Annotated in this window: 13 protein-coding genes and 1 pseudogene; 3 read left to right on the top strand and 11 right to left on the bottom strand. The window is 57.0% G+C overall.

The genetic code is table 11. From position 1 onward, the window contains the following. Window positions 1-353 precede the first annotated feature (353 nt). On the bottom strand, window positions 354-605 hold the full coding sequence (locus tag ACS5Q1_RS43270; protein WP_473104014.1) for a DUF6894 family protein: 252 nt from the start codon (window positions 603-605) through the stop codon (window positions 354-356). A gap of 75 nt (window positions 606-680) precedes the next feature. Beyond that, window positions 681-1,004, bottom strand: coding sequence for a hypothetical protein (locus tag ACS5Q1_RS43265; RefSeq protein ID WP_473104013.1), 324 nt, complete (start codon window positions 1,002-1,004; stop codon window positions 681-683). A 331-nt stretch (window positions 1,005-1,335) separates the two neighbouring features. On the opposite strand from ACS5Q1_RS43265, the gene ACS5Q1_RS43260 reads away from it, so the two are divergent. Both ACS5Q1_RS43260 and rnhA read left to right on the top strand, forming a co-directional pair. Beyond that, window positions 1,336-1,647 (top strand): hypothetical protein, encoded by a 312-nt coding sequence (locus ACS5Q1_RS43260; RefSeq protein ID WP_473104012.1) that lies wholly within the window; start codon window positions 1,336-1,338, stop codon window positions 1,645-1,647. 177 nt (window positions 1,648-1,824) lie between these two features. Further along, window positions 1,825-2,304: a ribonuclease HI gene (gene rnhA / locus ACS5Q1_RS43255; protein WP_473104011.1), complete on the top strand. Its 480-nt coding sequence runs from the start codon at window positions 1,825-1,827 to the stop codon at window positions 2,302-2,304. Window positions 2,305-3,500: 1,196 nt separating this feature from the next. Here rnhA and ACS5Q1_RS43250 read toward each other — a convergent pair. The 9 genes from ACS5Q1_RS43250 to ACS5Q1_RS43210 form a co-directional block, all read right to left on the bottom strand. Beyond that, window positions 3,501-4,097, bottom strand: coding sequence for a calcium-binding protein (locus ACS5Q1_RS43250; protein ID WP_473104010.1), 597 nt, complete (start codon window positions 4,095-4,097; stop codon window positions 3,501-3,503). A gap of 522 nt (window positions 4,098-4,619) precedes the next feature. Then, window positions 4,620-5,330 (bottom strand): IS6 family transposase, encoded by a 711-nt coding sequence (locus ACS5Q1_RS43245; protein ID WP_473104015.1) that lies wholly within the window; start codon window positions 5,328-5,330, stop codon window positions 4,620-4,622. A gap of 370 nt (window positions 5,331-5,700) precedes the next feature. Continuing rightward, window positions 5,701-6,045 carry a hypothetical protein gene (locus ACS5Q1_RS43240; protein ID WP_473104009.1) on the bottom strand — a complete coding sequence of 115 codons (345 nt, stop codon included), beginning with the start codon at window positions 6,043-6,045 and terminating at the stop codon, window positions 5,701-5,703. A gap of 1,848 nt (window positions 6,046-7,893) precedes the next feature. Beyond that, window positions 7,894-8,127, bottom strand: coding sequence for a helix-hairpin-helix domain-containing protein (locus tag ACS5Q1_RS43235; protein WP_473104008.1), 234 nt, complete (start codon window positions 8,125-8,127; stop codon window positions 7,894-7,896). 145 nt (window positions 8,128-8,272) lie between these two features. Further along, window positions 8,273-8,530, bottom strand: coding sequence for a DUF6894 family protein (locus tag ACS5Q1_RS43230; protein WP_473104007.1), 258 nt, complete (start codon window positions 8,528-8,530; stop codon window positions 8,273-8,275). Between the two features lie 88 nt (window positions 8,531-8,618). After that, a complete protein-coding gene (locus tag ACS5Q1_RS43225) occupies window positions 8,619-8,837 on the bottom strand; it encodes a hypothetical protein (RefSeq protein ID WP_473104006.1) in 219 nt (72 codons plus the stop codon). Window positions 8,838-8,991: 154 nt separating this feature from the next. After that, window positions 8,992-9,258, bottom strand: a complete 267-nt coding sequence (locus ACS5Q1_RS43220) for a hypothetical protein (protein WP_473104005.1) — start codon at window positions 9,256-9,258, stop codon at window positions 8,992-8,994. 164 nt (window positions 9,259-9,422) lie between these two features. After that, window positions 9,423-9,746, bottom strand: a complete 324-nt coding sequence (locus ACS5Q1_RS43215) for a hypothetical protein (RefSeq protein ID WP_473104004.1) — start codon at window positions 9,744-9,746, stop codon at window positions 9,423-9,425. 184 nt (window positions 9,747-9,930) lie between these two features. Next, window positions 9,931-10,146, bottom strand: a complete 216-nt coding sequence (locus tag ACS5Q1_RS43210; protein ID WP_473104003.1) for a DUF1059 domain-containing protein — start codon at window positions 10,144-10,146, stop codon at window positions 9,931-9,933. Between the two features lie 130 nt (window positions 10,147-10,276). On the opposite strand from ACS5Q1_RS43210, the pseudogene ACS5Q1_RS43205 reads away from it, so the two are divergent. Continuing rightward, window positions 10,277-10,906 (top strand): annotated as a pseudogene (locus tag ACS5Q1_RS43205) (terminase small subunit-like protein). Window positions 10,907-11,252 lie beyond the last annotated feature (346 nt).

The following is an 11,252-nucleotide window of genomic DNA, read 5'->3' as shown; positions in this document are numbered from 1 at the left end:
TGGCGTTAGCCGGCCGGCGCTTCGAGAGCTGGGACGAGATCACCGATGCGATCCACGGCGCCACCGTCTACTGGAATGCGCATCGCCATCCCTTCGTCTGGGGCCAACGCCGCCGGCATCGCCCTCCTACCGAGGGCGGCATGACTTACCGGATGCACCACTTAGACCAGAAACGGTAGCTGAGAAGTTGGCTAAGGTCGCCACGACTTAGCGGCTCTGGTGTGTCATCGCACAGACCCATCTTAGAACCTTGTTAAACTGAGGATGCTTCCTCCCTTAACCAACCAGCTCCATCAGTTGAGCAATCCTGGTGGGGCTTCTTTGTGCCTGAGCGCGAAATGCTTTGGTGCAACTCAGGACTTGGGTTCTTTGGCTTCTCTGAACGGCACGATCAGAACTGTTTGACCAGTCTCGTCGTCGATCTGCACCATAAAATCATTCTGCTGATCGGAGGACAGGTCCGTCCAGTACGGAACAACCTCCATAAAAATCTTTGCCACTCGCAAGGCGACCCGACGGGCAGCTTCAACGTTGGGCAAATCATAGCCTTTGGGATACCTGATCCGGTTATGCTGACTGCAAATAAAGAGACTGTACTGAGGCATGGCTAAGAGGAATATTAGCCAAATACAACAAGCCAACAATCCTCTCTTAGGGATTACTTCGCAAATCGGCATCAATCAGTTCAGTTGCTGGCGCGACGGCTGCCCCTCCTGCATCAACCTTTCTTCGTAGGCCAAAGCGACCCTCAAAGCACACCACCGTTCTTCGGCTTCGGTGAGTTTGGCGGCTGCTTGCTCATACAGGGCCAGTGCGGCCTCTTCGTCGGTAAACAGGGGTTCAAGTGGACCGAGCGACTGCTCTCGATAAGCATGGTCTAATGCCTGTTCCAGCTTCTCACGGACAATCGCCAGATCATGAACAGCTTGCCGGTACTTGAGTTGCGCCTTCTCAAGCTCACGGCAAGCCTCGCGAAAAGCTTCAAGGCAAACAAGATTGGTCACATCCCCAAGCCCGTTCTCCCATCAAAGAGAACTTAGCTTAACATCTTCTTCGAGGATGAGCCTTTACGTCCGCCGACTAAGACTTTCCGAGCTAAAGCTATTGCGGAGTACGCGAAGCGTAGTAAAAGTCTACGTCTATCGTAAATGTTCCTATAGTAAGAAAAACATCAGAAACTTATTCATCGACGAGCATCTTTTCAGGGAAATAGAAATGTGCAATTTTCATGGTGGAACTTCTTTTCGCCACAAAGCGTTGAGGAGCCGACACAACTAACCCTCCAATCACATCCCAAATTCGTCGCCCGACGGATGAAAGCCAACAAATAACTACATGAGCGATTACCTCACTCCTGAAGCTTGCCTTGGATTTGCTGCACCTGAGGACCGAGTAGTTTCACTCAACGTTCCCCTTGCGACAGAAGACGGACAGAACAGCTCTTATCATTCCTTTGATGTTGAGTATGACACAGAGCAGCCTGACAAGCTGACAATCCGCCTTTTGGAATTAGATCAGCATGGGTTCATCAGAACTGCGCTACAAAGCGCCTCGTTTCCCGCTGTTCTGCTGGCTGATTTAGTCAGCAAACGGAAAGCCACCGATGAGGAAGTCGCTGAATGGGAAAGTATAGCTGATGAGGATTGATAGCGTCCAGCGTCCTCTCGTCAGTCGATATGCCAACCTTCAAAAGAAGCAGATTGCCTTTCGCGCGAGTCAAAAGGCGCCTGTCTGAAAGCAGGATTTACGCTTTCCCAAGGCAGACTGGCTAATTAATCCATGAGCCATTTGCCTCACCGAAACACAGCAGACAAAGAGATTGAAATGACTATTGAACAGAGTGGACAAGCCATTGTCTTCACCGATGGCGCTTGCCTTGGAAACCCCGGACCAGGAGGGTACGCAGCCGTTGTCAACATCGCAGGAGAAGAGCAGATCATATTAGGTCGGGACACGGCAACCACAAACAACAAGATGGAAATGCTTGCTGCGATCAAGGCGCTTGAAGCTGTTCCACATTCCACTCCGATCGTCATTCACAGTGATAGTCAGTACGTTATCAAAGGCGCGACCCAATGGCTTCGCGGATGGAAAGCTAAGGGTTGGCGTAAAGCTGATGGTAAGCCTGTGCTAAACCAAGAGCTTTGGATGAAAATGGATCAGCTAATCACCGGTCGCAGGATCACTTGGCAATGGGTCAAGGGTCACGCCGGGCATGAGCAAAACGAGCGGGTTGACGGCCTTGCTAATACCGAGGCACAGATGGCTGCTATGGCGATTAAGTTTGCTGGAAGATCAAGATAACAGCTTGCATACGGATTAACGATCACCCTCTCAGAAGCTCATTACTGCAACTGAGAGGGTTTGCTGATCTTTGTGTTTGTCAGGGTATTTTGAGTCCCTGAGCCGCACCTACTGGCCGACAAAGGCCGAAGCCAAGATCGTCGCTGCATACGCTGACACAACGAAGAACGGGCCAAGCACTGAGGCCGACACAAGCAGAACCAGCGAGTTCTTGAGAGTACGCATCGTGAGCCTTTCCACTGTCTTGCCCAAAGCGTAAGACACGGAACGCTAACCATCGGTTAACCTTGGCTATAAGATGCAGGATATGAAGAACCCTCGCAGATAATGAACCATCCGGCTTACATACGAGGGCTTGCCTTCCATCAGTCGCAGCGGCGAACGCGCCGAACCTCAACGCGACCCCAACGGTCCCGTTCTTCAATAGTGACGTTGCGGCAGCGTTCTTCATAACGACCATAGAGGCGACCATCGCGCCAAGCATCCCGCCTGCCCTGTTCATAGGCCCGTTCGCGTTCTGCCTCTTGGCGCTGACGCCAACGCTCACGGCGCTCACGTTCCTCCTGCTGAGGATCGCGAACATCAACCTGAGGGCGACCGTCTGGGCCAATACCAAATTGAAGGGTTGGCTGAGCTGTTGAGGGTGAAGCGAGGACAAGGCTGGACCCAATCGCAGCAGCAGCAAGTAATATAATTCTCTTCATTAAGGGCGTATCCTAACAACTGTCGTGGTCAACCTTCTGACCTTGACCTTTACAACGCTGCGGCACCTGCCCTCATACCAAGGCGAAAACATGGCCTTGTGCCGCCGATGATCAGCTTGGCTCTGCTGCTGAAGGCGTTGGTTCTAAAACAAAATCTCTGAGCCTATTTCTCAACACATGTTCAGTCCTGTTCCCCCTCCGGCACCGCGTCGCTTGGCAATGGTCAAAGGCCATCCTGGGCATGGGCAGAACGAGCGGGTTGGTGCTCTTGTTAATACTGAGGCACAGATGGCAGCTATGGCGATTGGATTTGCTGGAAGAGCAGGGTAGCGGCTGACCTACTGACTAACAATGAGCCCTCCCAGAAGCTAATGACGGCAACGGGGAGGGTGCTGATCTGTGGGTTTGTGACGGTATTTTATGAACCCTCGTATCGCATGAGACAAAGAAGGCACGTTAACATGGTCGAGTGTGCCCTCTGTCCAACCGAGTTTAGATGAACAACTCTCCCACAGGAGGTGAGGCCTGTCTGAGTGCGACCTGTACATCCTCCCAACTGGCATACAAGAGCGTAATGTAGTCCGGCGGCTTGCCTGATGTATCACTTGCCTGATTTATCACTGGCCCCGATGGCTCTCTGTCGTAGTCCAGATAAACCCTCGTCTTGTCGATCTTGCCGTCCCCGTTGAAGTCGAACTCTTGGTAAGTTGTCCCTTCAGCGACGGCGTCTCCGCCAACGAGGAGGAGGCCAACTCCCTCACCGAAGACGATCGCGTCGCCCTCGGAAGGGTTTAGGTCTGTCACCATATCCTTACCGCCATCCCGCACGAAATGGTACGTGTCTGGCCCCTTACCACCGATCAGCCAGTCGTTTCCCGCTTCGCCATGAAGGTGGTCCGCTCCCCTTCCACCAAACAAATAATCGTTGTTAGGCCCACCGAACAGCGCATCATCCCCGCCATACCCGAAGAGCCAGTCAGAGCCTTCAAGGCCACGGAGTTCATTGGCGAGTCTGTTCCCAAACAGGTAATCATTGCCGCTGGTGCCGTCTACATTAGGGTCAGCTTCTGTCGCGTATCTGATGGCCATTTTCTCCTCCCATCAGAGCCAGGCTCAGTCGCCTAAGTACGAGCTTAGTCCAGCAATGAGGCGGCACTCTGACGCGACAAACTCTCGGCCAACAACGGGCGCAGCACGACACCGATAACCATGGGGTTGCTTGTGAGCCTTGCCCATGCCGCTGGTAAGCCATAGTCATCCAAATCGGAGGGATGCTACAGCGGAGAGGTCTTAGGGGAACATCAGCGCCGAGACCAACACACTGACCATGAAGGCCAACAGGATTAAGAGCGGCACCAGCACTGAGGCGACTACGGTCAGCAACAGGGACAGACTGAGGCGTCGCATGGCAAGGCTCCCCCATGTCAGTGGGTAAAGCCTACGGCAAACCATGGCCGTAATGTGTTACATAGCGTAAGCCATAAGGGGGAGGCTAAGCTTTTTGCTGCAAAAAATCTCTGAGCCTATCGCTCGGCCCTTGTTCAGCCGGTACTGTCAAGTTGACTCGAGTAGACGACGCTGCCGCTAGGACGGCCATCAAGCCGGTCCACATCAGCCTGCGAAGGCAGAGCCGGTGGCGTCGCGCCACGTAGCGAAGGCGCGATCTCGTGCAACGCGGTACGCGCTCGCGGAGAGGCGATGGCGGCGGAGCTGGAAGTGATTGTGGATTCGAGTGTGAGTGGCGAGAAACTGCTGCGCATGCCGGGCTGACTTGAACCGCCGCATGTGGCGCTCTCGCCGTCGGGCGCGTTGGTGCGAGACCTCGCAGCGATTGTTCAAGTATCGGCTCTGGCGATGTTCAACACCCTCCAGGATCTCGCGTTTCGCGGCGGCATAGGAGCCGAGTTTATCCGTCACGAGGATTCTGGGCACATAACGCAAGCCCTTCAGCAGTTTGCAGAAGAACCGCTTGGCCGCCTTGTTGCGCCGGCTCTGGACCAGCATGTCGAGCAGGTTCCCGTGCTGATCAACGGCTCGCCAGAGGTAGTGCAGCTTGCCGCGGATGCGCACGAACACCCCATCTAGGAACCACTTGTCGCCGGGTTGCGGTCGGCGCCGTTTGAGGCTGTTGGCGAAGGTCCGTCCGAAGCGCAGGCCCCACTCACGGATCGTCTCGTAACTGACCACGATGCCTCGCGCCGCGAGGATCAGTTCGACTTCGCGCAAGCTCAGGCTGAAGCAGTGATACAACCACACCGCCTGATTGATGATTACGGCTGGGAAGCGGCGCGGTACGGATTTGATGTCGTGCTCATACCCGATACCCTGCCACAGGCCCCGAGCTGTTACCAACCTGACAGTACCCTCCCGTTCAGGCACAGAGCGAACGCCGCGCCTGCGAGTTCGATCAGCTTCGATTGTGATTACGAGACAGTTACTGCATGGGGACGCTCACAACCCCCAAGCAGATCGGAGCGGAGACTCCGCGCCCGACCGCTCTGGAGGAGAATGCTGATCCGGAGCCCAGCGGATCAGCCAGAGCATGGTCGCTGCAGTATGGTTAACAGCCCATTAAGAAACCCCGTCCGACGGAGCGTCCGAACGGGCCGTAAGCTGCCGGAAAGACTTCACGAAGACTTTAAATCGCGTTCCATACAGGAGCTTCTGTGAAACAGCTGCCCTTACTGAGCGCTTACATCTGAGGTGCTGGATCGATGCAGCTGTCATCCTGGATGTCGTGAAAGCTGATGCGGACTTTGCCGATGTGCTGGGTCGGATCAGCCGCTGCCCCAAGGCCAACCACCGGGTTCATCTCGCCCACGAGGCATTCTTCAGCACTGTCGGCCAGTCTGAGCCGCACTTGGCGGTGCCGCACCCGTGCTTCGAACTCGTTGAGCAGGAGCAGGGTCTCCCGATCGACGTCGATGTCGATGCGGCCATCGCGCTGGCCATCCGCACGGGTAGCGATCTGCATACCCTGCAGCAGCTGATGGAGCTCTGCTGGCCATTCAACGATGGGGTTCTGGGTCAGTGGCATCGGCGGCCCTGGGGTTTGGATGATCCTCTCGGCTTCAACACTCTAAGCGAAGGCCATGCTTAGCGGTTCCATACACGGCCTTCCGCGAAAATCACAGCTGACAGTGAAACGCCCCGGCCAAGGGGAATCGCGATCCCTCAGCCAGGGCGTCCTCCACGCTTGGGGGCGATGGAGCGCGGTCGGGCTGATAAGCAACGCGCCCGGTGCCCGCATCCTGGAACGGTCAAGGTAAATTTTCCGTAGCAGCACGCGCATTCCATACTGCGGCTTCTGCGAATTACGCGGCCTGCCAAGGGTCATGAGGCCGACCCTTATCTAGGGGGCCATTGAGGACTGCTACACGGGCGATCTCTTCTCGGACCACGTATACCATCTTAGGCTCGATGCCCTGGAACCGCTCGATCCGGTCAGCAACCGCCTTGAGCTGGTCGAAGGTCGAAATGTTCTCTCTCTGCAACACGTTCCAGACGCTTTGGGGCAGATGGAGACCTCCGATTGGTCCCTCGCAACTTCCGTGAAAACCATTCGGCATGCGTCTTACCTGCTGATCGTTGGTCAACGACACTCAACTCAGTGCTGGCTTTCAACCCGACGGCGAGGAAGCCTAGTTTGGTTTGACCCGCGGAGTACGTCGCGAAAGGACCGTCGGACTTGGGCCGTTCGAATCCGGCTCATCGGGCAGGATGAGCAAGGCAACGGCATGTCCTTGGGAGGCTATGGCATCTGCCGCACTGAGCGCTGAAGTCTCAGCTTCCTCACGCGTGTTAAAGGCAATCTGTGTACGATCCCTGTAAGTGACCAGCCACTCATCCTGGACTTGGAAAACGACAAAACGCTCTGTGGGCATGGCGTGCATTGTCGCCTCCATGTGTTGTGGGAGGGGCTGTAATGATAGCACCCCAGCACGCTAAGGCAGACAGCGCCCTTGGGGTAGCCGATTGGAAGTGCTCCCTTAAGATGGCCGCTTGGGCATTGGTGCGCTGGTCGGCAAGCCTTCAAAACGAGGCCCTCAACAATGCAAGTCTGGCACGGGCTGATCTCCGAACCTTTAAGTTCCGGACTGACAATTATCGGGATTGCGCGACGCACTTCCGCATCCCCGTCTGCCACCGGAGGGATCCCCCTGAGAATAGCCGGGTATTTTATCTCGGAACTGTCATGAACCCGACAGACGGTAGGGGTTTGGCCTTGCTGGTTCAGTCGGCCCGCCTAGTTCCGACGGTTGTTTGCTGTTCCATACTGCGGTTTATGCGAAATTGCGGGCTGCTTTCGCGAGGCTTCTTGAGGGTCTAATCTCGCCCGTATTTGCGGTTAGGTTCTGCGCTACTGGCTGAGGTGTGGCTCATGCTCGTGACCACGGACAAAATCGAAGCGATCGCGCGGACGCTCTACGACGCTCAGGACTGCACGCTGGGACCGGGAGCCGGAACGACTCAAGCAGCCATTCCGGCAGTGTGCCCAGGCTGTCATTGCGGCTGTCGATGAGACTGGATGCCAGGCGAGGCCCTTGGGAATTCAGGCGCACCGCCTCGAAAGCTCGCGCAAGACCGATGATGTTGATCCAAGTGGATGCGGAGGAGAGCGCAGGAGAGCCGTCAACGAGTCCGAGGCCGTACAAGCCTGCTCTGTGGCCTGCCAGACCTCCGCCATGCTCGTGGCTCGTTCCCCCGAGCTGATCCGCTATAGCAAGGCACGGGTTGCCCAGTCTATTGCGCTGCTCCGAAGCCAGCACATCTCCCCCATGCCCCGCTACCTCCACCATGGTCCCTCTCGGATTCCCTGAAGCGCCAGCCTTGAGGCAAGCCCAATTCCATCCTGCGGTTTATGCGAAATTGCGCAGCTTCGTTTTTACACTTTGTTCGATGGATGGCTTTCGACTGCCGCTACCCGGGCGAGCTCCTCCCGGATCATCCGGGCCTTCTTCGATCCGATCCCGGGGATCTCCCATTCGAGCAGATCCGCCCCAGCCTTGAGCTGATCGATAGTGATGATGCCTGCATCCCGCAGGTCCTTCCAAACAGCCAGAGGCAAACGCAGGCCTCTGATCGGACCTTCCCTGCGCTCATGGTAATGGTGCGGCATCTGTGGCGCTCCGATCTCACAGGCGGCAGCAAGCCCTACCAACTACCGGTGGCTGCATTTGTTCACGGTTCCATACTGGCCCTTCAGCGAAATTCGCGGTGCTGCAGTTCCGTACTGAGGCTTATGCGAAATTCGCAGCCCGCTGCTAGGTATTCGCGGTTGAGCCTTGGGATGGGTTTTCCACGGTCAGCGACAGCGTAACCCGCCAGACGATCTGCCCAGCCGCGTCCTTGACGTCGACGGTAAAGTCGCGCCGGCCCCTGTCTGGCATTTCTTCCTTCACAATGTCGGGCAGGGCTTTCTTGGCCTCAGCCTTGGCCGCTTCCAGGCCGTCCAGGTCCAGCCCTATACGGTCGGGCGTGAACTCCTCGCCATCATGGATGTCGAAGAAAAAGCGAGGCATTAGGGACTCCGGCGCTTGAGAGCAACGTCCGTTAACGCCTCGCGCCCTGTTGTCCGTTCCATACTGTGGGTTATCGGAAATTCGCGGCTCAGTTGACCATCTCGGTCGGGTGATCCTGGATGCTTCTCTCAAGTTCAAGCATCCCCTTGGTGAGGCTCGCCCAGCTTCCAGCCATCAGCACTGTGGCCGAGACATTCACAAGGGACAGGACTATCACCAGGACCATCACGAGGCGGGGAAACTCTTGCGGCTGTCGACCGCGATCCCTTGACCAGTGGACCCGCAGGTGAAGGTTGGAAGCAATCATCGGGCGCTTCCTCAAAGGAATTCCAACCAAGTCGGCTGTATGATGCGCTTGCAGCGCCAACGGTGAGGTGCGCCAAGGCACCTGAAGGTGACGCTGATCGCCTTTGACGTGGCCCTCACGTGCGGTCAGGTGCATAATCAGCCGCAGTCCGGCGTCAGCCCCAGCTCGGCATACCGCTATGTCTAAGCCACTGAACCGATGCGAAGTACTGGCCAGGATTGATCGGGACATCGCCGAAGGCGAACGGCACGTGGCTGAGCAGATTGCCCTGATCAAGTGGATGAGAGAGGAGTGCCTCGACACGACCTTGGCTCAGAGCTTGCTCTGTAATCTGGAACAAATCCTTGAGCGTTGGCATGCCCACCGACAGTTGATCTTGGAAGCTAACCCGCACGACCGAGCGCAAGATCTCTAATTCCATAAAGGGCGTTACGTGCAACTCGCGGACTACCTTCTCTCCCGCACGCGGGAAGTGGCTCCGACCGCGCATGAGCCGGGCCACGCAGGATGATGTGCTTGGGCTCGTCTCGCGTCAGGCTAAACCATGATAGTCATTGCCGCCTTTGTCCTCCGCACCCTAAGCAGTTACTCCGGATCAGGCGTCTCGCTTCCGATCCCGCAGTTCTCACTGAGGCCCTCTTGAACGCTTTCCCCGAAGCCGATCCGCTCGTCCTCCTCGAATTGAGCGCTGCTGGATACAAGAAAGCCGAGGTTGAAGGGAAGGATGGGATCTCGAGCGACAGTTGAGAGCGCCTCACCGAGGCATCCATGCGGCGGACCAGGCTCGGATTCAGGTGGTGGAGCAGCAGAAGCTATGTTCGTGGCGATGGATATCGTAACTGCCAAGGCAGCTATCGATACAAGCAAGCGGGTCATAGCAAACCCTCTTTGAATGGATTCCCCAGCCATATCAGGCTCTGCTCCAAATACGGCCATGGCAAGGGAGACGCCCTATCCAAGAAGGGGACCCGGATCCGTAAACAGCCTTATCGGAAATTCATGGTTCACGCCCGCGTTCAGACAATCAAGATTCCTGTGGCCAGCAGTGGCCAGGGCAACGCGCTGCGAGGTCATCCAAGCAACGCTTAATTCATCATGCGGCGCGGCTTGGTGCCTCCTCAGACGGCATGCCATCTTTGATAGCGCCTCTGAGTTGATCCCGCAGCTCGGGCGTATCCTGATGCCCGTGCACGGCAACGGCATGCTGGACCGCCGCCTCCAGGAGTTCGCCCTCAGTATCGGCAATGATCGTGATTGAGCAGTTCATCTCGCTCGGGAATGCACGACAATCGATGAATTTGCGTCCCATAGCATCCTCCCCGATTGGGAGACATCAAGCAGCCCTTCCATTGCGTCGAATGACGGCTGCTTCGTCCACAATATACCCCTCTGGGGCTGTGCCATAAATGCCTTAGAAGCTGGCGCGGGTACTCAAGAAGATGGCCGAGATGAAGGCCAACGGCTCGCACGTGATGGTCGCGTTCAACGACGCGCTCTCGGAGGAGGCCATGGCGATCCAGCCCGGTCGCAGGATTCCGAAGAGAGCAGAAGCATGGGCGAGAAACGGCCTGTGGGGCGACCGAGGGTTCCTGACCCGAGCCCTCAAGGCCGAAATCTGCGAATGCCTCGCCGAGGGCGAGACGCTGCGCGAAATCTGCCGCAGCGAGCATATCCCGTCGCGCTCGGTGATCCATAAGGAACTGCTCGCCGACGAGGCATTTTCGGACCAGTACGCGCGCGAGGGAACTGCAGCTCGACATGATGGAGGATGAACTGCTGAAGATTGCCGATGACGCGAACAACGACTGGGTGGAGCGCCACGACAGGAAAGGCAACTGTTCGGATGGAGCGTCAACGGCGAGCACATCCAGCGCTCCCGTGCCCGCATCGCGACCCGCAAGTGGATCATGTCGAAGCGCGCGCCGAAGAAGTACGGTGACCGCATCCATCAGGAGATCGAGGCGGGTGCCGAGCCCGTGTCGTTCCCGATCGTGCGGATCTACAGCCCGAAACCACCAGAGGACGACAGCCAGGAGGCACCACGGCCTGCGCTGCGGAGTCCCGGGTAGGCGTGCGACAAGGAAGCCATCATGGCCTGGAGCATGAGCCCAGGTCTCTGGATGAAGGCGTGGGCTAAATCCATCAGCTTGGCCGTTGTGACCGTTCGCGACGCTGCCGTCAGCGGCCGCCATGTGACCCGACGGTATTGTCGCCTTTAATCCAGATGTCATGCGCCCGCCGTGTCGGAACGGCAACAAGGGGCTCGCTTCTAAGGGTTAATCCTTCTGCGGGTCTACCTGGCCGCTGGCCACGAGTGCAGGATCCCCCTCGGTCAACATCGTGCCGTGATGGATACTGTTGGGAGGTCCTCCGATGTCACGTTCACAGACCAAAGAGATCCTGCGTTCTACCAGC

The organism is Microvirga sp. GN3 (genome assembly GCF_055792825.1).
The sequence above is the reverse complement of the archived record's forward strand: the minus strand, read 5'-3'. Positions and strand labels throughout refer to the sequence as shown.